General features: G+C 47.2%; 26 protein-coding genes. 12 read left to right on the top strand and 14 right to left on the bottom strand.

Annotated features, from left to right (window positions below; translation table 11 throughout):
* Positions 1 to 4 precede the first annotated feature (4 nt).
* The 5 genes from AC5SLM_RS02545 to exbB form a co-directional block, all read right to left on the bottom strand.
* Entirely contained in the window at positions 5 to 1,978 is a 1,974-nt protein-coding gene (locus AC5SLM_RS02545; protein ID WP_495249355.1) for a TonB-dependent receptor domain-containing protein, read from the bottom strand.
* Between the two features lie 268 nt (positions 1,979 to 2,246).
* On the bottom strand, positions 2,247 to 3,008 hold the full coding sequence (locus tag AC5SLM_RS02550; RefSeq protein ID WP_495249356.1) for an energy transducer TonB: 762 nt from the start codon (positions 3,006 to 3,008) through the stop codon (positions 2,247 to 2,249).
* A gap of 14 nt (positions 3,009 to 3,022) precedes the next feature.
* On the bottom strand, positions 3,023 to 3,163 hold the full coding sequence (gene hemP / locus AC5SLM_RS02555; protein WP_495249357.1) for a hemin uptake protein HemP: 141 nt from the start codon (positions 3,161 to 3,163) through the stop codon (positions 3,023 to 3,025).
* Complete coding sequence (locus AC5SLM_RS02560; RefSeq protein ID WP_495249358.1) at positions 3,160 to 3,537, bottom strand: biopolymer transporter ExbD; 378 nt, start codon at positions 3,535 to 3,537, stop codon at positions 3,160 to 3,162. Before AC5SLM_RS02560 ends, hemP begins: the two co-directional genes overlap by 4 nt.
* Positions 3,524 to 3,946 carry a TonB-system energizer ExbB gene (gene exbB / locus AC5SLM_RS02565; protein WP_495249359.1) on the bottom strand — a complete coding sequence of 141 codons (423 nt, stop codon included), beginning with the start codon at positions 3,944 to 3,946 and terminating at the stop codon, positions 3,524 to 3,526. Before exbB ends, AC5SLM_RS02560 begins: the two co-directional genes overlap by 14 nt.
* Before the next feature lie 314 nt (positions 3,947 to 4,260).
* Between exbB and AC5SLM_RS02570 the strand changes: the two genes are divergently transcribed.
* The 3 genes from AC5SLM_RS02570 to recQ all read left to right on the top strand — a co-directional run bounded on the left by AC5SLM_RS02570 (position 4,261) and on the right by recQ (position 8,029).
* On the top strand, positions 4,261 to 5,364 hold the full coding sequence (locus AC5SLM_RS02570; RefSeq protein WP_495249360.1) for an HD domain-containing phosphohydrolase: 1,104 nt from the start codon (positions 4,261 to 4,263) through the stop codon (positions 5,362 to 5,364).
* Between the two features lie 68 nt (positions 5,365 to 5,432).
* A complete protein-coding gene (locus AC5SLM_RS02575) occupies positions 5,433 to 6,254 on the top strand; it encodes a universal stress protein (RefSeq protein ID WP_495249361.1) in 822 nt (273 codons plus the stop codon).
* Positions 6,251 to 8,029: a DNA helicase RecQ gene (gene recQ, locus AC5SLM_RS02580; RefSeq protein ID WP_495249362.1), complete on the top strand. Its 1,779-nt coding sequence runs from the start codon at positions 6,251 to 6,253 to the stop codon at positions 8,027 to 8,029. The genes AC5SLM_RS02575 and recQ overlap by 4 nt, the downstream gene beginning before the upstream one ends.
* On the opposite strand, the gene AC5SLM_RS02585 is transcribed toward recQ, so the two are convergent.
* Both AC5SLM_RS02585 and AC5SLM_RS02590 read right to left on the bottom strand, forming a co-directional pair.
* Positions 8,010 to 8,429 (bottom strand): (deoxy)nucleoside triphosphate pyrophosphohydrolase, encoded by a 420-nt coding sequence (locus AC5SLM_RS02585; protein WP_495249363.1) that lies wholly within the window; start codon positions 8,427 to 8,429, stop codon positions 8,010 to 8,012. The genes recQ and AC5SLM_RS02585 overlap by 20 nt on opposite strands.
* Positions 8,430 to 8,432: 3 nt before the next feature.
* On the bottom strand, positions 8,433 to 8,627 hold the full coding sequence (locus tag AC5SLM_RS02590) for a YwbE family protein (RefSeq protein ID WP_495249364.1): 195 nt from the start codon (positions 8,625 to 8,627) through the stop codon (positions 8,433 to 8,435).
* 56 nt (positions 8,628 to 8,683) lie between these two features.
* Between AC5SLM_RS02590 and amrA the strand changes: the two genes are divergently transcribed.
* From amrA to amrB, 3 genes are read left to right on the top strand one after another with little or no spacing between them, the layout of a single operon-like run.
* Positions 8,684 to 9,226, top strand: a complete 543-nt coding sequence (gene amrA, locus AC5SLM_RS02595) for an AmmeMemoRadiSam system protein A (RefSeq protein WP_495249365.1) — start codon at positions 8,684 to 8,686, stop codon at positions 9,224 to 9,226.
* On the top strand, positions 9,223 to 10,179 hold the full coding sequence (amrS, locus tag AC5SLM_RS02600; RefSeq protein ID WP_495249366.1) for an AmmeMemoRadiSam system radical SAM enzyme: 957 nt from the start codon (positions 9,223 to 9,225) through the stop codon (positions 10,177 to 10,179). The genes amrA and amrS overlap by 4 nt, the downstream gene beginning before the upstream one ends.
* Positions 10,176 to 10,946: an AmmeMemoRadiSam system protein B gene (amrB, locus tag AC5SLM_RS02605; RefSeq protein WP_495249367.1), complete on the top strand. Its 771-nt coding sequence runs from the start codon at positions 10,176 to 10,178 to the stop codon at positions 10,944 to 10,946. Before amrS ends, amrB begins: the two co-directional genes overlap by 4 nt.
* Here the strand turns inward: amrB and AC5SLM_RS02610 are convergent.
* From AC5SLM_RS02610 to AC5SLM_RS02620, 3 genes are read right to left on the bottom strand one after another with little or no spacing between them, the layout of a single operon-like run.
* Complete coding sequence (locus AC5SLM_RS02610) at positions 10,939 to 12,627, bottom strand: flotillin family protein (RefSeq protein WP_495249368.1); 1,689 nt, start codon at positions 12,625 to 12,627, stop codon at positions 10,939 to 10,941. The genes amrB and AC5SLM_RS02610 overlap by 8 nt on opposite strands.
* A 9-nt stretch (positions 12,628 to 12,636) precedes the next feature.
* Complete coding sequence (locus tag AC5SLM_RS02615) at positions 12,637 to 13,278, bottom strand: OB-fold-containig protein (protein ID WP_495249369.1); 642 nt, start codon at positions 13,276 to 13,278, stop codon at positions 12,637 to 12,639.
* The gene (locus AC5SLM_RS02620; RefSeq protein WP_495249370.1) at positions 13,271 to 13,909 is read right to left on the bottom strand and encodes a PspA/IM30 family protein; all 639 of its coding nucleotides are present in this window, start codon (positions 13,907 to 13,909) and stop codon (positions 13,271 to 13,273) included. Before AC5SLM_RS02620 ends, AC5SLM_RS02615 begins: the two co-directional genes overlap by 8 nt.
* Before the next feature lie 118 nt (positions 13,910 to 14,027).
* Between AC5SLM_RS02620 and AC5SLM_RS02625 the strand changes: the two genes are divergently transcribed.
* The 4 genes from AC5SLM_RS02625 (at position 14,028) to AC5SLM_RS02640 (ending at position 17,068) form a co-directional block, all read left to right on the top strand.
* Positions 14,028 to 14,306: a DUF6471 domain-containing protein gene (locus tag AC5SLM_RS02625; protein WP_495249371.1), complete on the top strand. Its 279-nt coding sequence runs from the start codon at positions 14,028 to 14,030 to the stop codon at positions 14,304 to 14,306.
* Between the two features lie 163 nt (positions 14,307 to 14,469).
* Positions 14,470 to 15,066 carry an EF-hand domain-containing protein gene (locus tag AC5SLM_RS02630; protein ID WP_495249372.1) on the top strand — a complete coding sequence of 199 codons (597 nt, stop codon included), beginning with the start codon at positions 14,470 to 14,472 and terminating at the stop codon, positions 15,064 to 15,066.
* Between the two features lie 75 nt (positions 15,067 to 15,141).
* Complete coding sequence (locus tag AC5SLM_RS02635) at positions 15,142 to 15,810, top strand: response regulator transcription factor (RefSeq protein ID WP_495249373.1); 669 nt, start codon at positions 15,142 to 15,144, stop codon at positions 15,808 to 15,810.
* Positions 15,803 to 17,068, top strand: a complete 1,266-nt coding sequence (locus tag AC5SLM_RS02640) for an ArsS family sensor histidine kinase (protein ID WP_495249374.1) — start codon at positions 15,803 to 15,805, stop codon at positions 17,066 to 17,068. Before AC5SLM_RS02635 ends, AC5SLM_RS02640 begins: the two co-directional genes overlap by 8 nt.
* Here AC5SLM_RS02640 and AC5SLM_RS02645 read toward each other — a convergent pair.
* From AC5SLM_RS02645 to AC5SLM_RS02660, 4 genes are all read right to left on the bottom strand, one after another.
* On the bottom strand, positions 17,065 to 17,499 hold the full coding sequence (locus AC5SLM_RS02645) for a hypothetical protein (protein WP_495249375.1): 435 nt from the start codon (positions 17,497 to 17,499) through the stop codon (positions 17,065 to 17,067). The genes AC5SLM_RS02640 and AC5SLM_RS02645 overlap by 4 nt on opposite strands.
* Positions 17,500 to 17,617: 118 nt before the next feature.
* Positions 17,618 to 20,698, bottom strand: coding sequence for an efflux RND transporter permease subunit (locus tag AC5SLM_RS02650; RefSeq protein ID WP_495249376.1), 3,081 nt, complete (start codon positions 20,696 to 20,698; stop codon positions 17,618 to 17,620).
* Complete coding sequence (locus tag AC5SLM_RS02655) at positions 20,695 to 21,801, bottom strand: efflux RND transporter periplasmic adaptor subunit (protein WP_495249377.1); 1,107 nt, start codon at positions 21,799 to 21,801, stop codon at positions 20,695 to 20,697. The genes AC5SLM_RS02650 and AC5SLM_RS02655 overlap by 4 nt, the downstream gene beginning before the upstream one ends.
* A 74-nt stretch (positions 21,802 to 21,875) precedes the next feature.
* The gene (locus AC5SLM_RS02660; RefSeq protein WP_495249378.1) at positions 21,876 to 22,706 is read right to left on the bottom strand and encodes a MipA/OmpV family protein; all 831 of its coding nucleotides are present in this window, start codon (positions 22,704 to 22,706) and stop codon (positions 21,876 to 21,878) included.
* Positions 22,707 to 22,910: 204 nt separating this feature from the next.
* On the opposite strand from AC5SLM_RS02660, the gene AC5SLM_RS02665 reads away from it, so the two are divergent.
* Both AC5SLM_RS02665 and AC5SLM_RS02670 read left to right on the top strand, forming a co-directional pair.
* Complete coding sequence (locus AC5SLM_RS02665) at positions 22,911 to 24,320, top strand: sensor histidine kinase (RefSeq protein WP_495249379.1); 1,410 nt, start codon at positions 22,911 to 22,913, stop codon at positions 24,318 to 24,320.
* On the top strand, positions 24,317 to 24,973 hold the full coding sequence (locus AC5SLM_RS02670; protein ID WP_495249380.1) for a response regulator: 657 nt from the start codon (positions 24,317 to 24,319) through the stop codon (positions 24,971 to 24,973). Before AC5SLM_RS02665 ends, AC5SLM_RS02670 begins: the two co-directional genes overlap by 4 nt.
* The last annotated feature ends 11 nt before the right edge of the window (positions 24,974 to 24,984 follow it).

Below are 24,984 nucleotides of genomic sequence, written 5' to 3' on the forward strand. Positions count from 1 at the left end.
TTAGTTAAAATGTATATCTAAACGAAGCGCGGATATCTCGTCCCGCTTCCTCACGCAACGAATCATCCCCGCCCTCTAAAGAGGTGTGTTCCACGTACGTTTTGTCAAAAAGGTTATTAACCCCAAGGCTTAGCGTTAGCCCTTTGATGGCTGGGGGCATGTACTGCACTTGCACATCGTGCAACACGTAACTTGGCCGCACAACCTCGCCCGCAGCCACATCATCAAACTTGCTCACGGAGGTTAGCGTGTAGCCAAATCTCCACACTTTTGTCGGGCTCCACGAAGTGTCCCACACGAGCGTGTCGCCCATAGAACCCGCCTTGCGGCGCGTGTTCATGATGGCGTTACCGTTTTCATCTTCGGTGTTTACATGTAAGAATCCCAACGAAGTCCTTATCGCCTCTTTTTCCCAAACGGCTTTGATTTCATAGCCTTTGGAAATCACATCAAGCGGGTTGTTGATGATAGCCGTCACGGGCCCACCACCCCCACCAACGCGCTCTACAAGGTCAGAAATCGTGGTACGAAACACACTAAAGCCAAGGCTCAGGCTATCTTCTTGGGCAAAAACACCTCGGGTGGTGTACTTCACCCCGCCTTCGACTTGTTTGGAGGTTTCAGGCTTAATGGTGCCATTGGTTGACCCGTTAAAGGTTGTACCGCTGTCAACATTGGAAAGCCACTGGATGGGAATGATGCTACCTATCTTAATAGACTCACTGTAGTTGGTAAACACGCTTAAGCCCTCCACCACCTGCACTTCAATGCCTGCATTGGGAGAAAATTCATTTCCCTTAAACGTGCGCGGCCCATACCCTGCACTGTAATCATCAAACCGCACCCCGTAGTTCACCATCACTGGTCCCATGTTGGTGTTGCCTTGCGCAAACAGGCCTAAGGTTTTTGACGTGTTGGTGGTGGCATTTTTTGTGATACCATCCTCGACATTGTAGTCCCCGCCCACCGTAAAAAGGTGTGCCAAGGGGCCTGTTTCAAAGGCCATGACGTTTTTGATATTGCCGCCTGTGTTTTTACTGGTTACTTCTGTGTCACTGGTTTTGTTGTACAAAATGCGTTCATTGATGTAAAGGTTTGTCTTAAGATCCACCCATGGCGTGGCGGGGTTGTAGCGGTAATCAAAAGTGTACGTCTTGCGTGTGCTTTCGATCTTGCTCGTATCTTGCGTGGCGCTTGGCACCCCTCCATCCGAACCCGTAGCTCCAGCCCACACGTAATCTCCCTTGTTTTGGTTGCGGGTAGCGGAGAGTTTAAGGCTGTGGTCGTTGTAGTCTAAAAAGCTAAACTTTAAAAAGTAGTTCTCATCTTTTGTGGCCGTATTGGGTGCGTCGTTTCCACTACCTGTGCGGTAGTCTTTTTGGTCAACACCCGAAACATCCAGTAAGATTCCTGCGTAAGGGTTTAGCTTTCCAAATACGCTCAACCCGCCACTTTTTCCCTTGGAAGCACCATAATACCCACCCCGCAATGCCGCGCCGAATTCTTTGCCTTTTTCGAGCAAATCCTGCGCATCTACGGTTTCAAAGGCGATACTTCCCCCCAACGCCCCACTGCCTTGGTCGGCACCTGCAATGGTCGAAACTTCAACCCGCTTTAGCAAATACGGGTCAATCCCACCCGCATCGCCTCCGTGTTGAAACAAGCTTCCCCCTTGCTTTGCTCCATCAATGGTGATGTTGAGGTTCGTCCCTTCAATCCCGCGCAAATAAATACGCTGGGCATTGCGCGCCCCGCCACCCACACTCACGGTAGGCTCACCCGCAAAAACATCTTTCATCTCTTTAGCTTGGGTGCGTTCGAGTGCTTCTTTTTGAATCACCGCCGCATCCCCGATGCCCGTTAACGCTTCCTCAGAGAGCATAATGGTCTCCAACGTTACAAAAGCATCTGCATTTAGCACGGGGGGAAGGGTTAACAACGCCGCCGCACCAACACTAAGCAATACTCGCTTACGCATATTTTCTCCTTTTGTTGCACTTTGGCTGGCTACACGGGTTGTGATGGCTGGCTACTATTTCAATAGTTATTCTAATAACTATTATCGGAATAATAACCGAGTAAAACTTTTTTGGTGCTTAAATAGCAAAAATTTAACTGTTTAGTCGCCAGAAACAAAGGATGGCTTTTAAAGTGAGAAGAGAGGGTGTGCGCTAAAGGCTTCAACAGGAGCCAAAGCGTCCAAAGACTGGGCAAATACCGTCTTTGGACGCAAGAAGAAGAAAAGGTTAATTCAGTCGGAAACCGATAGGGAGAATGATGGTCGATGTTGTCTTTGGCTTGGGAAAACTGGCCTTAGCCACCCGCTCCACTGCGCGCATAGCAGCACTATCAAGCACGCTTGAATCAGAGCTTTTGGAAACAAAATATTCCAATAAGTGGCCTTGCTTGTCAATCACCAAGGTCATCTCCACCACTCCCGTTTGCCCCATGCGACGCGCGATGTTTGGGTAAACCAAATTGCGCAGTACCATGTCGCGGATGATGGTGAAATTCGTCTGAACAAACTGCTGTGCCGAACTTGCTACCAAAGGAGCATCAGGGGAAGCCAACGAGGCAAGAGGAGGACCTGCTGGAGCGGGAGAGGCCTCTTTAAAAACCTCAGTTGATGTCTCTTTTACCGCTTCATATTGTGGCGCCGCTTCCACGACTTCTGGTTCCATAGGAATCACCGGCGCTTCCTTGACCACGGGCTTTGGCTTAGGCTTTACTACGGGTTTTGGAATCTCTTTTTTGACGATGGGCTTGGGAGGCTCAACGGGCTTGATGATTTCTTTTGGAGGTGGTGGAGGCGGAGGCGGGATAAACTCATGCACGATAGGAGCAGGTTCTGTATACTCCACCATACTAATTTGCATGCTAATGGTCTGTGGAGCAGAAGTGTTGGCATGAATATGGTGGGTTTGTATCAGCACAAGATACCCCAAAAATACTGCCCCATGCAACGCAAACGATGCCATAAAACTTCTTCGTTCAAGTCGCTTTGTCATCTCCTCTTCCTTTCTTACTTTGTCAAAATCAGCTTGTTGTCTTTAGTGATGCGCAGTACATACACATTGCCCTCGTGGGCAATCTTTACCACGCAATGCTCGCCAAAGATTTCCTTTGATTCGATTTTTTTGGGTCCGTCCGTGTGCTTTTTCACTTTTTGACCACCATAGAAATCTTATCAATACTGTTTTGTTTTAAGATGTCGATGACGTAAATAAAATCTTCATAATACGCCAGTTTGTCAGACATAATAGTCACCACATCCTCTTTTGAAAACGCCTCTATCTTAACCATAAGTTCTTCGCGAGAAATAGGCACATCGTCCAAGAAAAACTCTTTTTGTTCATTAATCGTAATAGTGCGCTTCACATGTTCAATCTCTTCCATAGCAGACGCTTGAGGAAGGTTAATGTCAATCTTTCCAAGAGCAATAAAATTTGAAATCACAAAGACAATCGCCAACAACACCAACAACACATCGATGAACGGAATAACGTTCATCGAGTCTTGACGTTTAAGCGACCTCATCTTCCCATTTCCCCACCAAGGTATCGGCTTTGCGCAAATACATGTTGTAAACCATCGTGGTTGGAATAGCCACAAGCAAGCCCACCGCAGTGACTTTTAACGCCATCGAAAGGCCCACGACAATGACGCCAGGATCAACCGAAGATTGGGTTCCCATGTCATAAAACACAATCATAATCCCGCCAACTGTTCCCAAAAGTCCCACATAAGGTGCATTTGAACCAATAATGGAAAGTGCAGCGAGGTTGTTGGTAAGCTGGGTCTCAGCCTCATTTTTCGTCTTAAACTGGCGCAGGTCAACTTTTCGGTAGTAAAAAAACCGCTCGATGGCAAAACTTAGCGACACAAAGCTCATGAGGAGCAACAAGGCTAAAACAGCCCATTCAACGTAGTCTTTTAACAGTTCCATAAACATCCTTGGGGGGCATGATAATCAGTATCATTACTTAAACGGAATGTTAACACAGGCAAACTTTAAGCACTCTTAACACTCTAAAAATTTAACATTTGACTCAGATAACTGCCCATCAATAGGGCGTTTGAGGATAAAGAAAATCGTAATCATAACTACAGTTCACAGCAGATTGTAGACACAAAAAGGGAAGATAAAATCAATCTTAAAAAAATATCTGAAACAATAATGTCATATTATCTTTATTTTTAACGTCATTCGTGCTACACTTTCACCTTAGCCTTCTACACTTTAGTTTATAAAGAGTAACGATGAAACCCTATTCCATTTATCCTGACCAATTCTTCTTTAAATTCAAGAAAATCATCAGCAAACTGGGCTTCATCAAAAATTCAAAACGCCACGAAGGGTTATTGCGCGAATACAAAGAAGCTATCGACCGAAGCGCCATCGTCTCCAAGACCGATCCAGAGGGCACCATCACCTACGTCAACGATGCCTTTTGCGCCATCAGTCAATACAGCGCCCAAGAACTTCTGGGAAAACCCCACAACATCATCCGCCATCCCGACATGCCCGCCCTCGCCTTTGAAGAAATGTGGCAGACCATCACCTCCAAACGTCCGTGGGGTGGCGTGGTCAAAAACCGCAAAAAAGACGGCACGGCTTATTACGTCAAAAGCCTCATCAACCCCATCCTTAACGAACACGGAGAAATCGAAGAGTTCATTGCCATCCGCCACGATGTTACCGAGTTAGAAATGTACCGCCAAGACTTAGAAACGCGCCTTCAAGAAAGTGTCGATGAAATCGTCCAAACCCAAAGAGAGATTCTCTACACCATGGGCGCTATCGGCGAAAAACGCAGCAAAGAAACAGGCTTACATGTAAAGCGTGTAGCCCATTATTCTTACGTCCTTGCCAAGCTTTATGGGCTCGATGAAAAACAAGCGCAACTGCTCAGAGAAGCCAGTCCCATGCACGACATCGGCAAAGTTGGCATTCCAGATTCTGTACTACTTAAACCTGGTCCGCTAGAGGATGAAGAGTGGGAGATTATCAAAACCCACCCAACACTAGGGTACGAAATGCTCAAACATTCCAAGCGTGAAATCCTCCAAGCGGCCGCCATCATCGCCCATGAACACCACGAACGCTGGGATGGCAAAGGCTACCCGCGCGGCCTTAAGGGTGAGGAAATCCACATTTTTGGACGCATTACGGCTATCGCAGACGTGTACGACGCACTAGGGCACGACCGTGTGTACAAAAAAGCCTGGTCTTTGGCACAGATTCAAGAGCTTTTTCACGAGGAACAAGGGCGCGGCTTTGACCCTGCTTTATCCGAACTCTTCCTCACGCACATCCACCAATTTGAAACCATCAAATCCAACCTCTCCGAATCTTCTTTTTAATTTTTTACCGCCATTTTAAGCGCTCTTTTAGAGCCAAATCGCTAAGGTTATAGCCCAAGGAGTTCCCCATGAAATCCCCTTCTGTCTTAGTATTGATGGACTTTTCACCCAAAAGTTTTGAAGCCCTACCTCACGCCCTTGCTTTGGCTGGTGGCAAACCTGTGTACGTGCTTCATATCGTAGAAACTTCTTTCTTTTCTGGCAAAGCCAACATGGAAGCCATTGCAAAAAGCTTACTCGGGCAACTGCTTTTGGCATTTCCCCATTTCCCCAAAGAACACTTTGTGTGTGCGTTAGGCTCCTTTAACACCGTTTTAAAAGAGCACATTGCCGCGCTTAATGTAACCCTCGTGGTCATGGGGCAAAATGGCGAAAAAGGAGCGTTGGAGACATTTTTTCTAGGCTCTCATGTCAAATCCATCGTCAAAACCGCGGGGGTCCCAACTTTATTGCTCAAATCCTACACGCCTGTGCCTTACACCCATGTACTCATCCCCTCAGATTTAAGCGGTGAATCCAAAGAGCACATCGCACACATGGTCGCACTGTTTCCCAAAGCACACTTTAGCGTGGTTTACATGTATACCGTTCCTTTTGAAAACCGCCTTAGCTTGTACGGCTTTAACCAAAACGAAGCAGAAACCTTTAAAATGGGATTTGAAAACGAAGAAGAAGACAGAGCAAAACTCTTTTTCAAGCACCTCAGTGACACTTACCCCAACATGCGTTGCATGGTGCGCAACGAAAGCGTGAGCCCCGCGACGTTTGTCGAACTTGCCGACACCCTAAAAGCTGACCTCATCGCCGTGCACACCACGGGCAATTTTAGTTTCTTAGCCTTTGATCTTTTGGAAGTGTGCGAGGATGATATTCTCATCCATCAAAAATGACCCATACCATCGACTCCCTGCTCTTAGAAGAATTTGGGCACCGCCACTTTAGGCCCAAGCAACGCGAAGCCATTGAGGCCATCTTGGCCAAACGGGATGTGCTTATGGTGCTGCCCACGGGCGGGGGGAAATCTCTCGCCTTTCAGCTCCCTAGCCTTCTCATGGAGGGTGTGACGCTCATCATCTCGCCCCTCATCGCCCTCATGCAAGACCAAGTGCGCGCCCTTCGCGCCAACGGCCTAAAAGCAGCCATGTTAAGTTCCGCTCAAAACGCCGAGGAAAACGCCATCACCATTGCCGCCATGCGTAAGCGCGAGCTCTCTTTTGTCTACCTTTCGCCAGAACGCCTCAACACCACGTTTATGCAACACGTCCTCTCCTCCATTCTCATCAACTTTTTTGTCATCGACGAGGCACACTGCATTAGCGAATGGGGACACGAATTTCGCGAAGATTACCGCGCGCTCTCCTTGCTCAAAGCCCAATTTCCCACCGTTCCCATCGCCGCATTTACCGCCACGGCGACCCCTGAGGTCCAGCGAGACATCCTAGGACAACTGCGCTTACACAACCCCCTTGTGCTCAAAGGCGACCTCTTTCGCTCCAATCTTTTTATCAGCGTCCAGCCCCGCCTCCAAAAAGGCACCGACGCTCTTTTGGCCTTTTTAGCACCCCGCGCCCATGAGAGTGGCATCATCTATGTTTCAAGCCGCAAACAAAGTGAATCCCTCGCGGCCCAGCTGCGCGCCAAAGACTTTCGCGCAGGGTGTTACCACGCAGGCATGAGTAAAGAAGACAGAGAGAGCGCCTTTGAAGATTTTGTCTTTGAGCGCGTAAACATCACGGTAGCAACCATCGCGTTTGGGATGGGTATCGACAAGAGTAACATCCGTTTTGTGGTACACATGAGCTTGCCCAAAACCCTCGAAAACTACTACCAAGAAATCGGACGCGCGGGAAGAGACGGTGAAAGGGCCGAAGCGCTGTTGCTCTATGGCGCAGAAGATGCCCTCTTGGCGCGCATGCGCATCGGGGAGGTTCAAGACACGGCACACCAACAGCTCTTGCACCAAAAACTCAACGCCATGGTGCGGTTTGCCTCGGCACAAACCTGTCGCCATCAAAGCATCGCGCGGTATTTTTCCGACACCATTGACCCTTGCGGCGAGGCGTGCGACAACTGCAAGGCAGGACCCGTAGAAGAGCGCGACATCACCACTCAAGCCCGTCAATTTCTCTCGACCATCATTCGCACCCACCAACGCTTTGGCAAAGGCTACCTCATCGACATCTTGCGCGGCAGTGGCACCCAAAAAATCACTCAAAACGGCCACGACACCCTCAGTGTGTTTGGCATTGGGAAAGAACACAGCAAAAAAGAGTGGTTAAGTATTGTTGACCGTTTGTTAGAGATGGAAACGTTGGGGCTTGGAGAACATTTTGAACTCTTTTTAACCCACGAGGGCGCACGCCTTTTAAAGGGCGAGACCACTTTAAGCATCGCTGCACACCGCCTCACGCCGCCTAAAAAAGAACGCACCAAACCTTTACATGTAAGAGAAGGGCTGTTTGAACATTTGCGCCAAACCCGCACAGGCATTGCCACACAAAAAGGCATCCCTGCGTACCTTGTTTTTAGCGACAAAACCTTGCACGCCATGGCCGAAGCAAGACCCCAAACCAAAGAAGAGTTACTCGAAGTAGGCGGCGTGGGAGAGAAAAAATACGAAGCCTACGGAGAAGCGTTTTTAGAGGCTATTGGGTCTTACATGTAAGGCTCAAAATCACCTCTTTGATGGTCTCGAAAAAGGGCGCAACGATGGCGGGTGTGTCCATCCCAAGCACTTCTTCAAGCTCCACCCACGCTAGGGCTTGGTGCTCTAAAAGTTGCAGACTTTCACCCGTGTTGAGCGTACAAGCGTACAAATGCAAGGTCACTTCGCCGTGGTCGTAAGGCCACACCTGTTTTCCCAAATAGACCTGCGGCGTGATGCGCGCACCCAACTCTTCCATGATTTCGCGTACGACACAGGCTTCTAGGGTTTCACCTAGCTCTATCTTGCCCCCAGGAAACTCCCATTTATCAGCCAAGGCTTTGCCTTTGGGGCGTTTTGCCAAGAGCACCTTACCTGCTTCGTCGTAAAGCACTGCCCCTACGGCTTCGATTTTAGCCATGTTTTAGGCCAAAATCTTTTTTACGCGCCCCACAGCGCCACCCACCAAACGCACTTTGATGCCATGGGGATGGGTGGGGGAGTTGGTCAAAAGGCTTTGCACCACACCCTCGGTAAGTGTTCCTGTGCGCTGGTGTTCTTTGAGCACAATAGCCACGCGAAGGCCTGCGCGAATCTCGCTTCTACGGGTTCCGTCCATGCTTTTTCCTTATTTTTGGTAAGATTATACCACGACGGTCTAAAAGGGAGGTTTTCATGCACACGACACTTCTTGCGCTTGCCCGCGGTGCCATCAAGGAGGTTTTTGACCCCTCTTTTTCCCTTGATGTACAGGCGTTAAAAGCGCAATATCCTGAGCTCTTAGCACCCCAAGCTACCTTTGTCACGCTTACCCTAAACGGAGAACTTCGAGGTTGTATCGGAACCCTTGAAGCGTACCGTCCTTTAGCAGATGACCTCATCGCCAATGCCAAGGCGGCGGCTTTTGAAGACCCGCGGTTTTACCCTTTGAGCCCTGAAGAGTTTGAGAACACCTTACTTGAAATCTCCCTACTCAGTGCGCCACAAAAACTCACTTACCACGACATCGCCGACCTTAAAGCCCAAGTCGTCCCAGGAGAAGATGGCATCATCTTACAGCTTGGGCATCGGCGCGCAACCTTCTTGCCCCAAGTTTGGGAGCAATTGCCACACTTTGAGCAATTTTTTAGCCACCTGTGCCAAAAAGCAGGTCTTGGGGCCAACTGCCTTGCTTCGCATCCTGACATCTACCGCTACCGCGCCCAGAAAATCCGATGATTACCTGTCCTTATTGCGCCCACCACTGCCGCCTCAAAGAGGGCCAGATAGGGCGTTGTGGGGTCAATCAAAACCTTCAAAACGCCCTAGTCACCCTCGTGTATGGCCATCCTGAAGCCTTGCATGTTGACCCTGTGGAGAAAAAACCTCTTTACCATTTTTTGCCTGGCTCCTTGACCCTTTCTCTGGGCACCGCAGGGTGTAACTTCGTGTGCGATTTTTGCCAAAACTGGCAACTCTCCCAATACGTCCCCAAAATATTCGCGCGCACCCTCTCTCCCGAGGCCATCGTCGCCCTCGCCCAAGAAAAAGGCTGCGCGTCCATCAGCTACACCTACAACGAACCCACCATTTTTTTTCCCTATGCCAAAGACATCGGCGTGCGTGCTAGGGATGTGGGGCTTAAAAACATTTGGGTGAGTAACGGTTTTTTCTCCCAAGAAACCCTGCGCGCCCTGCCCTCTTTTATAGACGCGGCCAACATCGACCTTAAAGCCTTCAACCCCACCACCTACAAACGCCTTGGCGGAAAACTTGAGGTAGTGTGCGACAACCTCATCGGCCTTAAAGACCTTGGGATTTGGACAGAAGTGACCACCTTGCTCATCCCTTCTCAAAACGACAGCGAGGCGGAGGTGCGTGCCCTTGCGCGGTTCATCGCCACCCAGCTTGGCACGACCACCCCGTGGCACGTGAGCGCGTTTCACCCGACCTACAAACAAACCAACTTACCGCCCACCTCGCCCCAAAGTCTGCTTCGTGCCAAGGCCATCGGGCAAGAAGAAGGCTTGGCAACCATTTACCTTGGTAACGTGGGGCTAGACAACCCCACCCACTGCCTTACATGTAGGACTTTACTCATCGAGCGAGACGGTTTTAAAAGCCGTGTTGTGGGACTCAAAGAGGGAAAATGCCTTACATGTAACCGCCCCTTAGAAGGAGTTTTTTCATGAGTTCACGCCCCTTAGCCGTTGCGGGAATGTTTTACCCCGAAGCGTGCGAAGAGATCGCGGGTTTGGTCGCCTACGCCAAAGACCGCGCCCCTGTTCTTGCCTCCTCGCCTCGCGCGCTCATCGTGCCTCATGCGGGGTACATTTACAGTGGGATTACCGCGTCGTTAGCCTACGCTTCTTGCGCCACGCCCAAGCGTGTGGTGGTCATCGGCCCAAGCCACCGCGTACGCTTAAATGGTGCGTCGGTGGCCCAATACGCCCACTTTCCCACCCCTTGCGGCGCCCTTGCCATCGACACGAATTTTTGCGCTTTGTTGCGCAAACAATTCGACTGGCTTGGGTTTTTACCCTCAGCCCATCACGAACACTCCACTGAAGTGCAAATGCCGTTACTCAAGTGCTTTTTCCCAAAAGCCAGTGTCGTGGAAATCGTCTATGGCGCCCTTTCCCATGAGGCCCTCGCCAAGCTTGTGCGCACCTGCCTTGACGCGCCAGAAACCTTGGTGGTCATCAGCACGGATTTGAGCCATTTTTACCCGCTTGCTGAGGCTAAAGAAAAAGACAGTGCGTGCATTGAGGCCATCAAAGCCTTACATGTAAAGACGTTAGAGGGGTGCGAAGCGTGTGGGATTATTGGGGTTAAAGCCCTTGTAGACGTCGCCGTATCATTCCCGCTCTCGCCCAACGTGCTAGAGTACCGCACCAGTTTTGAGCGCAACGGGGATGAAAACAGCGTTGTGGGGTATGTTTCAGTGGCGTTTAGCTAATGGCGACCTGATTAGCTTCGGTTTGCTTTCCTTCGCCCTTGATGTTATCGATTTTTTCCATTAAAGAGGAAATGTCGCCCACTCCGTCTTTAAGACCAACGCTAGAGAGCATATAGTCCACAATAGGTGCTTGGGCTCTGTATTTTAAAAGGCTTTGGATGATTTGTGCAGTGATGTCTCCCGCACCACCTTCAGTACTACCTTGCCCACCTACGACGCTTGCAAAATTACCTCCGTTGCCCGTGTCCATGATTTTGATGCTTTCAATGTTTTGCATGGGTTTTACGCTCTCGGCAATGATACTTGGAAGAACCCTAAAAAGCTCCATTTGTAATTTTGCAGCAATTTGCTCTGAAGAGAGTTGGTTTGCCGCCTCGTTGAGTTCACGCTTGCCCTTGGCTTCAACGCTGTAATCTTTTTCTTTTGCCTCAGCTTTAATCTTGAGTGCTTCTGCTTCTGCTTTTGCGGCGGTTGTGATGGCTTCTGCCCTATCTTGCGCTGCTAGTTTCTCGGCTTCCGCGCCAACCTTAAGCTCCGTTGCCTCTTTTTCTGCTTCTCTTTGTGCATCGATGATTTCAACACGTTTTTTACGTTCAGCCATTTCAACTTCTCGAACCGTTTTGATTCCCTCTTCTTCTTTGATAGCAATAGCCCTAGCCTTGTCCGCTTCACCACGTGCCACAGACTCTTCTTTGGATCTGTTGTTGATTTCAATCTGCTTGAGCTGGGCTTCAAGTTCGACTATTTTATCCCTTTGGATTTTGCGTTGCCCAATTTCTTGTTCGCTTAAAATCCGTGTTTGTTCGATTTTTTTATCCGCTTCTATCTTTGCCTCTTCTGCCAATTGTTTTTGTAACGCGCGCTTGACTTCAATATCTGCTTCTTGTTCTGCCCTTTTGGTTTGAATCTCTCTAACTTGTTCCAACGAAGCATACTCTTCATCTTTTTTGATATTAAGGGATTCTTTAGTCGTTTGCAAGTTTTTTTGTTGGATTTGCAACTCCGTATCTCGCTCGATATCGTTGCGTTTTTTTCTTCGTTCTTCAATCTCTTCAGTCAGGCGAAGCAAACCCTCTGCGTCAAAGGCATTGTCAGGATTAAAATGTTCTTTGCTTGTTTGGTCAAGACCTGTCAAAGAGACCGTTTCAAGCTCTAAGCCATTTTTAAATAAATCCTCAGCAACCACGGTTTGAACTTTTTGTACAAAATCAGCTCGTTTTTCGTGCAATTCCGTCATCTGCATTTCAGCAGCCACAGAGCGTAATGCGTCTACAAATTTACCTTCAATCAGTGCTTTAAGCTCGTCGGGGTAAAGTGTCCGTGAGCCAAGTGCTTGCGCCGCTTGCGCAATAGAATTTGCCTCAGGCTTAACCCTCACGTAAAACTCCGCTTGCACATCAACACGCATTCTATCACCAGTAATGAGGGCTTGATCATTTTTACGTGCAACTTCTAGGCGCAACGTACGCATATTGACCGATGTAATCTCATGAAAAACAGGTAAAACTATCGCACCACCGTTTAAGATTACTTTTTCTCCCCCCAAACCTGTACGCACAAAGGCCATTTCTTTTGTGGAACGCCTGTAAAGCCTTGCGACCACCAAACCAACAGCAATCAACGCCACAAGTATGGTTATAATCACTAAAGTTGCAAAATCAATGTGAGTATTCAATCCCATTTTCTCCCCTTATTTTAAGTATTCATTCGTAACATCTACGACGTAAAATCCAAATTTTGTCTGTTTACTCAACATAACAGAATCGCCTTGATAGAACACTTTATCTTTTTCTGGCTCTACCATAAAGTGGTGGTGTTGTCCGTAGCGATCCACATAACGTGCTTCTGCGGGAGCACCTTTTTTGGCAGTCCCAAGCGTAATAACAGCAACTCCGCCAATAAAATCTTCAAGTCGCAATGCGGAACTCTCATCTGAGGGTAAAATTTTACCCATGAGGTGTGTTGTTTTTTTCACAAGGGGCAAAGACCCTGCAAGTACTAATGGAACAGCCAAAAGTGGCGAGAGATAACTTCCGCTCACCGCAAACATAATGTACTGGACCGCAAAACCGCCAAGACCAAACAAGACCAAGATTGTAATAATAATTACAAGAAGCGGCACCTTTCCAACGTTCATCCAACCCAAGATTTGGCTTAATGCATTCGGGGACGCATCTAGGTCAAAATCAAAATTTGGCAAAAATGCGTCAAATACATTTGATAACCCCGCACCGAGTAAAAGACCAACTCCCTCCAGTAGGGCTATTAAAAACATTAGGCCAAGAGCTACACTAAAGGGCATCAATGCAGGGTCAAAAAGGACACTACTCATGCAGTGTGGCTTTAATGGCTTCTAATCGTTTTCGTACAGCAGTATCTTTGGTAAGATTTTCAAGCTCGGTGAGCTTGTTTTTTTGGGCACTGTCCTCTTTGGCCCGAAAGACCCCATCGGCGCCCATGACGCGGTGGAAGGCTGTTTCTGCGTCGCTTAGTTGCTCTTTAGAGGCAAGTAGCATGGATGCACTTCCAACCTTTTTGAATTGCTCCAATTCTTTTTCAATTTCACTTTTTTTTGTTTTTAAAGCACTTAAAAATCCCTCATACTTTTGAAGCTCTGCCTCTGTTTTGGTGATGTTGGTTTTTAAGGTTTCAATTGCTGATTCGATGCTCATTTGTTCTTCAATTCCCGCTTGCGCCAAATCTTCTCTCTCTTCGTGCAGTGCTGCTTTGATTTGGCCCAAAAGTTCTGCGTGCTCACTTTGAAGATGCATCAATTTTTCTTGAAGGTTTCTTTTTTGAAGGTCAAGTTTTCCAAGCTCTAGCTTGTTCTCACTCGCAACACTTTCGATTTCGCGGATGGTTTGCTTGGCTATGATGGCAGGATTACTGCCCTCTGCTGCGTCAATGAGTGCATTGATGTTCCCCTTAATAATGCGCGTTACCCTACTGGCCATATTATCCATCTCCAACTCCTTATTATTTTTTCATCCACAATTATAGACCTTTTTATGTTACAATGTCAAGACATTTATAGGTCATTTGGTACATATATGTCCTTTATAATGCAAAAAAAGAGGTAACATGCACACAGAATTTGATTGGGAAAAATTTGTAAGCACGCAAATAAAAGCGGAGATTAAAAAGAGAGAAATTGATATGGCGAAGCTAGAACAGCTTTTTAAAGCCCATGGATACACGGATACAACAGAAGGATCTATTCGCAAAAAACTAGACAGGGGTTCTTTTACAGCAGTCTTTTTATTTCAACTCATGCACGTCCTCAATCTCAACACCATAAAATTTAATTTTTACGATCAATACACTGAGCCAAACCTGCAACTCATGAATACAAAATCATAAATACAGGCATATTTGTTTAGCCTTCGTATTCGCCACATTGTAGAAAGCGAATAAGGAAGTTAAAAATTAAGTATTAATCTACTTCAAATGTTACCCACCGTTTACTCCTTTGGTGTTAGCATGGTTTATGGGAAAATTCCCAAATCCAATACAGGAGGAGAAGATGAATGTGGACACCTACTCTTTGTATGGAAGCGTTGCCTACCCGAGTTATTACACGGGTGCGACAGCCAAAGCTTCCCGCGAAGAGTTAGCCGATGCCTTGTTTAAGACCGTCGACTCGGACGAGAGTGGAGGAATTGACAGGGTGGAGTTCAGCCAAGCGGCGCTAGAACTCTCAAATATCAGTGACGAAAAAGCGCTTGAAGAAGCCTTTACCGCCATGGATACGGACGAAGACGGCTCACTAAGCTTTGAAGAATTGCTCAGTGGTCTTGAAGCAAGTGCTTCGGCTGGAACCGTAAGTGCAGCGCCACCTCCACCGCCACCGCCTTCGGGTAGTGAAGAGGATGAGGAAGAAGAGGACGAAGTTGGCACATTGCAAGCAAGCGCATCCAACTCTTCTGTTGCTGAAGCAGCCGATACTAACGAAGATGGAACCGTCACTGCTGCTGAAGCCATGGCTTACCAAGCTTCCCTCAAAGAAGCCAAAGAGGCCTCAGAACCTAAAGATTTGATGCAACTTTTGATGGCCAACATCATTGCTTCTTATTCTACTTCTAGTCTTACTGCCGAATCTGCTCTTAACCTTAGTGCCTAGCACGCGCAAACCACGCATACCCCGATGCGTGGTTTGTTACTTTTGGTTTACTCGGTCTTGGCTATAATCTCCCCCATGATACGCATACTCATCATTGAAGACGACAGCGAGCTTGCACAACTTTTGGGTGCGGCGTTACACACCGAAGGCATCGAAGCAAAGCTGGCCTACTCGCCCCTAGAGGGGCTTACTGCCTTGCAAGATGAGCGGTTTGATGCGCTGGTACTTGACCTCTCTTTGCCCCAAATCGACGGCCTTGAAATTTGCCGCGTGGTGCGTGAGTCTATCCCTGAGCTTCCCATCATCATCTCTTCAGCGCGCAGTGACATGAATGACAAAATCATGGGCTTTGAGCGGGGCGCGGATGATTTTTTACCCAAACCTTACAACCCCAGAGAACTCGCCTTTCGCCTGCGGGCGATTTTGCGTCGCGGCAATGGCGCTGTGGAGTCGGCGGTACCTTTTTACATTGACCACGAAAAACACCTCATCTTAAAATCTGGCAAAGCCCTTAAACTCACCCATGCGGAGTACGACATCGTGGCGTACATGCTCAAAAAAGAAGGCTGCGTCATCTCCCGCGAAGAAATCTTGCTCAACATCGCTGCTATCAAATACGAAAGTAGCCTCAAAAGCATCGATGTCATCGTCGGGCGTATTCGCCAAAAGATAGGAGACAATCCCAGAGACCCCCGCTTCATCCTTTCTGTGCGTGGGGTTGGGTACAAGTTTCTCAATGCGTAACCTTTCCATCACCGCCCTTGTTTCGCTTTTTTTTGCGTTTACACTCGGCCTCATTAACCTCGCACTCACCTTAGAATACAAACGCCAAATCAGCGAACGCCAAACCTTTGCTTTTCAGCGGTTTATGTTGGCCATAAAACTCCTGCACGACACACCACAAGGGGAAATAGCGCAGCATTTAGAAGCGTTACATGTAAGCATCAGCGAGCTGCCAAAATCTTTGCTTTTGGAAAAAGGGGTGACCCTTTTTGAAGACCATTTTTTCACCCTTGTGCGTTTTGATGAGACCCTTTATTTTGTGCCAAATCCACCGCCTCCACCTCCGCCTTTTACTCCCAATGAGGCGCATTTTCCACCGCTTCCGCCCCATACGTTGTTTGTCCTAGAAGACACCAAAGACGACGCGGCACACCATGTGTTTGTGCTTGGCATTCTTATCAACGGGTTACTGTTGGTGTTTTTTGCCGTGGTTTTGCGCAAACTTTTACGCCTTCAAAACCTAAAAAACGCTATCAAAGCCTTCAGGGAAAGTCCCGCGTCAAGCCCTATTGCCCTAGAGGGGCATGATGAACTTGGTGAGATTGCCCATGAGTTTAACATCACCATGGAAAAGATACACCACCTCAAAGAAGCCCGCACGCTTTTTTTGCGCAACATTTTGCATGAGCTTAAAACTCCCATCATGAAAGGGAAAATCCTCTCCGAACAAGTAGAAAAAGTGTCGCAAAGAACCTCGCTCTCGCGGGTTTTCGTGCGCTTGGAAAGTTTGTTAGAAGAGAGCGTAAAAGTAGAAAAACTCACCTCCAACGAGTGGTATTTTCAACTTGAAGAATACCGCCTTGTGGATGTTTTGGACCATGCGATGGATTTGCTCATGGGGGAAACGTCGCGGGTGCGCATCATGGGAAGGTCAGTAGCAGGGCTTGTGCGGGTGGATTTTGAGCTTTTTGCTACGGCCATGAAAAACTTGATTGACAATGCCTTGCGCTACACGCAAGATGGCGTGGAAATCACCCTGAGCAAGCGCGAGGTTTGTTTTACAAGCGTGGGCGAACCCCTGCCTAAAGAGCGGCTGGATTTTTCGCGCGCCTTCAACCGTGACCAAGAAGGGGCGAGCAATGGCCTTGGTCTTGGGCTTTACATCGCCAATGCCATCATCCAAAAGCACGGGTTTTTCTTGGCGTATTACCACGACGAGGGGAAAAATTGGTTTTGTGTCAGTTTTGAGAGGCAGGAAGATAGCCCCTCAAACGCTTAAAATTTTTCTTTAAAATCAATAGCCGTGACGTTGAGATTTTCAAGTGTGATGATAGTGAAATGGTCCTCTTTTTTAGGAAAATACGCCACATCGTCTTTCTCTTTAAGTAAGCCAATAGCATAAGTGTACTTTTTAAACTTTGGCAGCATAAACAGGCTCATGACTGGCCCAGGCACTCCTGCGGCATCCATGAGGTAAAGCGCGTCATTTTCACGCAAATAATCAGGGTTTTCCTCTAGGAGTTTTTTCATCACAGCTCCGTGCTTTTTAGTGTAAGCAACGATGATTTGACGGGTTTGGGGTGTCGCAACGAGGGGTTTTTCAAACTGGTCTTGAACGCTAGGCAACGCAAGAGGCGCACCCACGCTTAAAACATTAGCAAAAAGCCCCAAAGGCAGCAGCAAGAACAACGCGGTAAGAACGTATTTCATAATATTCCTTCAACAGTAAGATTAAAACGCATTATCAAAAAATGAGTATAGCAGGGGTTATTTAATAAAGTTTCAAATGCGTTACATGTAAAGAAAAAGCCCTGAAAATGGCGACAGTTTAAGGTGCTAAAATCTCTTTATTTTCAAAGGAGAATGACAATCTTTTAACCGTCCTAGCAAGCCATAATTCCATTATATCTATATAGGTGAAGATGACAGGTACCACCAGAAGGCTTAAAAGAGTTGAGGTTATTAGTCCGCCTATGACAGTAATCGCCATAGGTTGTCGAAAACTCGCATCGCCCCCCATGCCAAGAGCGATGGGCAACATGCCAGCAATCATGGCTGTTGTTGTCATAATGATGGGTCGCGCGCGCTTATGGCAAGCATCGAGGATGGCATCAAAACGCGAAAGACCTCTTTTTTGCATACCCATGATAGTGTATTCCACGAGCAAGATAGAATTTTTAGTAACAATACCCATAAGCATAATAATGCCAATGAGCGCAGGAAGGCTTATTTGCTCACCGACCATCAAAAGTGCGAGAATTGAGCCGCCAAAAGACAAAGGTAAAGCGGAGAGAATGGTAATGGGCTGGAAGAAATCCTTAAACAAAAGAATCAGTACGCAAAAAACACATAAAACTCCAGTGAACATGGCAATACCAAACCCCGAAAACAATTCGTTCATCAATTCCGCGTCACCTTTTTCCAATACGTTGATACTAGAGGGTTTATTCTTAATAGCCGGTAGCGCCAGGGCTTCATCGAGTGCTTGGCCAAAAGCCGTACCGCCTAAATCTGCACTGAGGGTCACATAGCGTTGTCGGTCGTAGCGGTCAATCTGAGAAGGGCCGGTACTGGTGGTGATACTAGCGACATTGGAAAGTGCCGTTTGCCCCAAATGTGTTGGGATGCGCAAAGCTGAGATGGTATCTATGTCGCGCAAAGCACTCTCGGCCATTTGCACCCGAATGTACAATTGCCTAGAGTCAAGATTGAGTCTTGAAAGATGCGGGTCAAAATCACCAGAAGTTGCTATACGTACTGTATCGGCGATGGCTTGCGTTGTTATGCCAAGTTCTGCGGCGCGGGCAAAATCTAGGCGTATATTAATCTCTGGGCGCTGAAGGCTGGCCGTTGAATTGATGTTGGACAAAATTTTCAAACTGCGCAACTCTTTTTCCACGGCGGCGGCAGTTTGCATTAACGCCTCCGTATTCTCACTAGAAAGGGAAATAGAAAAATTTTCACCTGGCCCGTCATTTCTCAACGTAAATTTAGCGCCGGGGATATCCAGTAGCACCTTTCTGATTTCACGGTCAATCACATTTTGTGACGGACGCTTTCCCTTTGGCTCAAAAACTAAAATCAACGTGCCTTTACGTACAGTGCCCGCAGCGTTCTCGTCATCTTCTCCCCCAGCACCAATCATCGCAAAGATATTTTCAATACCCTCAATATTTTCAACCGCCTTGCGGACAGCCTCCGCGGTTAACACTGTATCTTCCAAGGCACTACCAGGAGGCAGTTCGATGCTGAGGTTTGTGTATCCCATGTCAGAAGATGGTAAAAACCCCGTAGGGAGTTTTGTCGCTAAAAACAGTGACATTCCAAAAAAGGCAGCAGCCAAAAATAGGGTTTTCTTTTGATGAAAAAGGCACCACCGTACCGCAATGAGGTATTTCTTCATGATAAAGCCATCTTGCTCATGATGGTGTTTTGTGTTACCTTTAAGAAAATGCACGGCCATCAGTGGCGTTATGAGCCTTGCTACCAATAAAGACATAAGAACAGAAATAACAATTGTCCAGCCAAATTGCCTAAAAAGTAGCCCTGTGATTCCACTCATGAGAGCAGTTGGCAAAAACACCACAACAATCGTTAGTGTTGTGGAAATTACCGCCATGGCGATTTCATTTACAGCTTCTTTTGTCGCTTCGAGGGTACTTTTGCCCATGCGTTTATGGCGCACGATGTTCTCAATCTCCACAATCGCATCATCAATGAGGATACCAACGACAACGGCCAAAGCCAAAAGTGTCAGAGTATTAAGAGAAAAGCCAAACAAATACATAATCCCAAAACTTGGAATAATAGACAACGGCAAGGCTGCTGCAGAAATAAGTGTCGCACGCCAGTCTCGCAGAAAAAAACCAACCACGATAACAGCAAGAATGGCCCCTTCGTAGAGCATGTGCATCGAGCCTTCGTATTGTTCTAACGTATAAGTCACCGAATTTACAATAGGAGTGATTGTTAAGTCTGGGTATTCTTGCTTAAGGTATTCAATGGCCAAGACCACATCTTCTGCAATTTGCACCTCATTGGCGCCTTTGGAACCGTATATTTGAAATGCGATACTTTCCTTTCCATTTAACAAAGCAGCTTCAGTGCGCTTAGCGTGAGTATCATACACATGCGCTACTTGGTCCAATCGGGCATGACGACCGCCAGAGAGTGCAAGTGGCAAGGCGTTTAACTCTTCTACTCGCGTTACTGTTGCGATTGTCCTAAGGGATTGCTCCGCCTCCCCCACATAGGCACGTCCACCTGATGTTTCAAGTTGCACTTGCTTTAGGGCCATAGAAACATCCGCCGCTGTTATGTTTAAAGCCGCCAGTTTTACAGGGTCAACCTCAACCCTAACTTCGCGACTAACCCCGCCAACCCTACCAAATTTCCCCACACCCTCAATAGACGCAAAACGTTTACCTAGCGTGTCGTCCACAAACCACGATAACGCTTCCTCATTTAATAGTGAAGAAGAAATCGCATAGGTCATTAAAGATGAGTCGTTAAGGCGTATGGCAGAAACCCTTGGCGCTTCGAGGTTGGCTGGCAAATCTTGCCAAACGCGCTCAACAGCATCTCTTGTCTCTAGGAGTGCATCTGAAATATTTTTTTCAAGCACAAAAGAAACCCCAATTACAACACTGCCCTCTGTAATCGACGTGGACAGGTGCTTTATGCCAGCAACACTGGCGATTGCATCTTCCACTTTGCGAGCAACTTCTGTTTCGAGTTGTGAAGGTGCCGCACCAGGAAGAGACAAAGAGACCTCAACTTGAGGAAAAGTGATATCAGGCAAATCCTGAATTGTAAACTTGTTAAAATTATAAAGCCCGGCAAGGGTTAGAAGTATAAACAACAAAACAGAAGGTATCGGGTTTTTTATGGACCAAATGGCAAAATTCATTCTTCACCCTCTTTTCTAGGCAAAACCCGTACGTTATCGCCATCGTTTAAAAAGCCTGTGCCTTGCAACACAATACGTGTGTCTTTTGTTATGCCAGATAGAATTTGCGCCTTGCCGCCTTGCACCTGACCAAGCTGGACTTCATGTTGACGAACGACCGCACCCAAGGCATGGTCATTGATACTAAAAACATAGTTGCGCCCGTCGCGGATGAGAACGCTCTTTGCAGGGAGGCTTAGGGAAATTTGCCCACCAAGAATGATTTCCCCTTGCGCATACATGCCCGCTTGGGCGGCGCTACCCGCTTTAATATCCACAAAAACTGTCCTCATGCGGGTTTCTGGATTATAAAAAGGGGCAATCTGTCGGACTACTCCCTCCGCCTTATCGCCGTTTGGCAGTGACAATACCACAGGCTGAGATTGGACAACATGGACCATTTGCGCCGCTGTTAATTCGCCCCGCCACTCGAGTCTATTTTGTCTGATAAGGCGGAACAATTCATCTCCGGCTGCACCCACAGCGCCCAATGTTGCATGACGCGCACTAATAATCCCATCATCCAGCGCAACAACATTTGCATAGTTAAGCTGTAGCGCTTTAGCATCCATTTGCGCCTTCGCTACGGCTGCTTTATTGATGTAGTCATCCACAACCTGCCCGCTCATTGCGCCCGAGTCCTTCAGGGCTAGGGCGCGCTTTTGGTTTGATTCTGCCGCCACCCAATTTGCTTTCAATTCGGCGTATTCGGCTTCGAGTATTTCAGTATTGAAGCGGGCCAAAATATCACCTTTTTTTACAGTATCGCCCACATCAGCCATAATAGCAACTAGCCTATGGCCAGAAATTTCCGCACCAATAATCGCCTCTTGCCAAGCAAAAATGGAACCGGTAGCTTTTGCAGTCCTTGTCCATTCTGCCTCGATTGCCCTTGTTTCACTTACCGTGAGTGCCGCTATTGCTTGTGCTATCTCAGGTGCGTCATTTTCGGGCGCACTTTTTAGCAAAAAAAAGGCAATAAGGGCAAAAAACACAACAACAAAGAGTGTTAATAGGTTAATTTTTTTCATCAGTCCTGTTTTCAAAATAAACAGATACGCCAAACCCTCAGGGAGGCTTACCTGTGTGATAATAGAGTCGCGCTAGACTACCACCTTTATTTCATGTTTCTTTTGGCTTAGAATTTATAACTCATGGTTACAAATGTGGCGGGGTTAAAATCGTCTTTCACTATAGGGCTGTCTGCGGCATCGCCTAGTAGTTTGTCTGCTTTGACCATCACCTTTACTTCCCAGTTTTCTGTAACAGAATAAAAGGCACCAACAGCAAGACCAATGGACTTGATTCCAGATGTTGCATCATAGCGGCCATAGCCCGATCGCGCAGATTGGGTGGGAGAAACACCAAAATAACTCTTCATGTGATCCGTATCCGCCCAGGTTGAACCGACCGAAGTCATCAGCGTGAGTTGGTTGTTAATGTGAAACATACTGCCTACTTCCACTGTTGCGGTAGTACCATAATCACTGTTGCCTTTTGTAAGTTTTCCTGAAACTTGGATAGGGCCAAAGCTGTATTCACCCATCAAGTTAGCAACGAGCGACGTATCGACATCGCCCATGCCCCGCAGGTTTTCCTTATCGTCATCTTCGTCTCGCCCAAATTCAAATCCTATAGATGCTCCGATTTTATAATGTTCACCACGGATGGGATAACTGCCGATTCCATCAAAAATAGTTGCAAAGAATAAACCATCTTTGTAATCAACAGAAATATCAGGAAGCGCCTTGGCAGTGTAATTGTCCGAGCCTTCATACTTAGGGCCGTACATCACACCCCCACCTAGCGCAAAATTCCAGTCCTTTTTTTCAAACCATTTAGGACTAAGCCAATTTTTTTGTTCAGGGTTTGACCCGACCATTATTTCCTCAGCATGCACACTAGTGGCAGGCATAATGGCAAGCACAGAAAGGCTTACCAGTGAAAGTAACCGTATATTGCGTAACATAGATGACTCCTTTTGTTTGTGGGGTTGTATGAAATCGAAAATGGGAATATAGCAGTTTATTGCATTTAGCACATCGGGCTAAAGTCGCATAGGAGGGAGAAAATCATTGCAACTCCGCCTTAAGGAGGATGTAATTTTTGAAGAATTCTTTTATAATGCGGCATGAAGAATTTATCTAACTATTATCCGAATTTCATGAGGTACTTGTGGTGTCAACTTGCCATAAGCTACACACTGCTTTCTTTTTGTGCGATGATGATACTCATCATTATGCTATATGGCATCAATGACTACAGTGATTTCCGCAAGGCCATCACCCCTGAGGGTATCGAAAGCCTAGTGGCCGGTGAACAACTCATTGTTGCGCAAGCAATCCGTGACACCAACAACACCAAGTGGCTAGATAAGGCACGAGACAACATCCGCGAAAGATTGATAAACATAGAAGAACATGTTGGCGGTATTTCAACCTACCGCATTACCAATTCTAGTCGACCTGAAGTGTATATTCAGATTACCGACAAAAACGACCACCTCTTGTTATCTGACCCTGTAGATTTTCCAATAGACATAGCGCATGTATTTGCCTTGCAAAAACAACTGCCTCTCATGCAAGACCACGTCACGCGGTTGGCAAAAAAGGGGTCCATCTGGGTAGATAAGCACATAAGAGATGAGCATGGCACACTCATTGGACATTTGCGCGTTTTGCATATCGCCGAATTTAATCTCTGGATACAGCTCCAAAGCACCTTCTTTTTTCTGTTTTGCATCATCGGCGATTTACTTTTTCTCTCTGTGCCAATAGGCATAGCTTGCGGCTTGATAGCTTCTCGTTACGTGACAAAGCAATTGCAGAAAATGAACGAAGTTACGGAGAGTTGGCGGCAAGGTAATTTTGAGGCACGAATCGCACTACCAAGTGATGATGTGCTCATTCGACACAGCCAACATCTTAACGACATGGCCCAAGATTTGGAATTGTTTTTAAGCTTGAAGCAAAACATCGCCGTGAGTGATGAGCGAACCCGTTTAGCGCGCGAATTGCATGATACTGTAAAACAAAAACTGTTTGCGCTGGGACTTCAACTAGCAACAGCCAAGACCAAGCCCGCCGTAATGGAAGCCGCGCGTGAGCACATCCTTGAGGCCGAGGCTATCACCCGTGAAGCACAACATGATCTGATGGAAATCATCACCCAACTGCGCCCCACAGGGACTGGTGATGCCTCGCTTTATGAACGTATTACGATGATTGCGGATGATTTCAAGCGCCGCTTTGGCACAGATATTACGTTGGAACATTTTGATTCTATCCAACTTAACGCGCACACCGAGCACCATGTACTGCGCATTGTGCAAGAATCCTTCATAAATGCGGTACGTCATGGCAAAGCGTCTAAAATCATGGTAGCAAGCAAGATTAATCACAACAATGCCACCCTTACCATCACTGACAACGGAAGCGGTTTTGATGCTGAGAAAAAAACGAAAGGATTTGGCCTAATCTCCATGCGTGAGCGAATGCGAGATTTGCCACACGGAACATTTGATATCAAAAGCACTATGGGCACTGGAAGTCAGATTACGCTTTCGTGGGAGAATGAAACATGACCGATAAAATCACACTTATTTTGGCTGACGATCACGCCATGGTTCGCAAGGGCTTGAGCGTTTTTCTTGCCACCGCCAAAGACATTGAAGTGATGGCCGTTGCTTCTTGTGGAGCTGAAGCCGTGGCTGCTGCAAAAAAATATGCGCCTGATGTGGTGCTGCTTGATTTGTTTATGCCCGATCAACCTGCGGTTGAAACCGTGCGTCAGATTAAAAAAGTTAGCCCACGTAGCCAGATTATCATGGTCACTTCTCACGAGGGGGATGAATATGTTGTTCCAACAACCCAAGCAGGCGCAATCTCTTATATCTTAAAAGATACGACACCAGAAGACCTCATTGGTGCTGTGCGAAAAGCAGCAGCGGGCGAAAGTACGATAAGCCCACGCATTGCCAAAGCACTTGTGTCGGTTGTCACGCGAACGCAGGAGGCAAAGAGGCAAGAAGATTGTCTGCACGAAGACTTAACCGAACGTGAAATGGAAGTGTTGCATTGCATCGCAGAAGGAATGTCAAACATGGACATTGCAAACCGACTAACAATCTCAGAAAAAACCGTAAAGTCCCACGTGAGCAATATCTTAAGCAAGCTCTACTTGGAAGATCGCACCAAAGTCGCCGTATATGCGTGGCGTGAAGGAATCGTAAAATAACCCACACGTCT

The sequence above is a fragment of the Sulfurospirillum sp. HTRB-L1 genome (assembly GCF_059415125.1).

Bases quoted from the DNA above. Each gene is read 5' to 3' on its own strand.
- amrB (WP_495249367.1), top strand. From the start codon at position 10,176: ATGAGTTCACGCCCCTTAGCCGTTGCGGGAATGTTTTACCCCGAAGCG.
- AC5SLM_RS02635 (WP_495249373.1), top strand. From the start codon at position 15,142: ATGATACGCATACTCATCATTGAAGACGACAGCGAGCTTGCACAACTT.
- amrS (WP_495249366.1), top strand. From the start codon at position 9,223: ATGATTACCTGTCCTTATTGCGCCCACCACTGCCGCCTCAAAGAGGGC.
- AC5SLM_RS02660 (WP_495249378.1), bottom strand. From the start codon at position 22,706: ATGTTACGCAATATACGGTTACTTTCACTGGTAAGCCTTTCTGTGCTT.
- recQ (WP_495249362.1), top strand. From the start codon at position 6,251: ATGACCCATACCATCGACTCCCTGCTCTTAGAAGAATTTGGGCACCGC.
- AC5SLM_RS02545 (WP_495249355.1), bottom strand. From the start codon at position 1,978: ATGCGTAAGCGAGTATTGCTTAGTGTTGGTGCGGCGGCGTTGTTAACC.
- AC5SLM_RS02645 (WP_495249375.1), bottom strand. From the start codon at position 17,499: ATGAAATACGTTCTTACCGCGTTGTTCTTGCTGCTGCCTTTGGGGCTT.
- AC5SLM_RS02640 (WP_495249374.1), top strand. From the start codon at position 15,803: ATGCGTAACCTTTCCATCACCGCCCTTGTTTCGCTTTTTTTTGCGTTT.
- AC5SLM_RS02625 (WP_495249371.1), top strand. From the start codon at position 14,028: ATGCACACAGAATTTGATTGGGAAAAATTTGTAAGCACGCAAATAAAA.
- amrA (WP_495249365.1), top strand. From the start codon at position 8,684: ATGCACACGACACTTCTTGCGCTTGCCCGCGGTGCCATCAAGGAGGTT.
- AC5SLM_RS02610 (WP_495249368.1), bottom strand. From the start codon at position 12,627: ATGGGATTGAATACTCACATTGATTTTGCAACTTTAGTGATTATAACC.
- AC5SLM_RS02585 (WP_495249363.1), bottom strand. From the start codon at position 8,429: ATGGCTAAAATCGAAGCCGTAGGGGCAGTGCTTTACGACGAAGCAGGT.
- AC5SLM_RS02560 (WP_495249358.1), bottom strand. From the start codon at position 3,537: ATGAGGTCGCTTAAACGTCAAGACTCGATGAACGTTATTCCGTTCATC.
- AC5SLM_RS02615 (WP_495249369.1), bottom strand. From the start codon at position 13,278: ATGAGTAGTGTCCTTTTTGACCCTGCATTGATGCCCTTTAGTGTAGCT.
- AC5SLM_RS02620 (WP_495249370.1), bottom strand. From the start codon at position 13,909: ATGGATAATATGGCCAGTAGGGTAACGCGCATTATTAAGGGGAACATC.
- AC5SLM_RS02575 (WP_495249361.1), top strand. From the start codon at position 5,433: ATGAAATCCCCTTCTGTCTTAGTATTGATGGACTTTTCACCCAAAAGT.
- AC5SLM_RS02650 (WP_495249376.1), bottom strand. From the start codon at position 20,698: ATGAATTTTGCCATTTGGTCCATAAAAAACCCGATACCTTCTGTTTTG.
- AC5SLM_RS02670 (WP_495249380.1), top strand. From the start codon at position 24,317: ATGACCGATAAAATCACACTTATTTTGGCTGACGATCACGCCATGGTT.
- AC5SLM_RS02590 (WP_495249364.1), bottom strand. From the start codon at position 8,627: ATGGACGGAACCCGTAGAAGCGAGATTCGCGCAGGCCTTCGCGTGGCT.
- AC5SLM_RS02550 (WP_495249356.1), bottom strand. From the start codon at position 3,008: ATGACAAAGCGACTTGAACGAAGAAGTTTTATGGCATCGTTTGCGTTG.
- exbB (WP_495249359.1), bottom strand. From the start codon at position 3,946: ATGGAACTGTTAAAAGACTACGTTGAATGGGCTGTTTTAGCCTTGTTG.
- AC5SLM_RS02570 (WP_495249360.1), top strand. From the start codon at position 4,261: ATGAAACCCTATTCCATTTATCCTGACCAATTCTTCTTTAAATTCAAG.
- AC5SLM_RS02630 (WP_495249372.1), top strand. From the start codon at position 14,470: ATGAATGTGGACACCTACTCTTTGTATGGAAGCGTTGCCTACCCGAGT.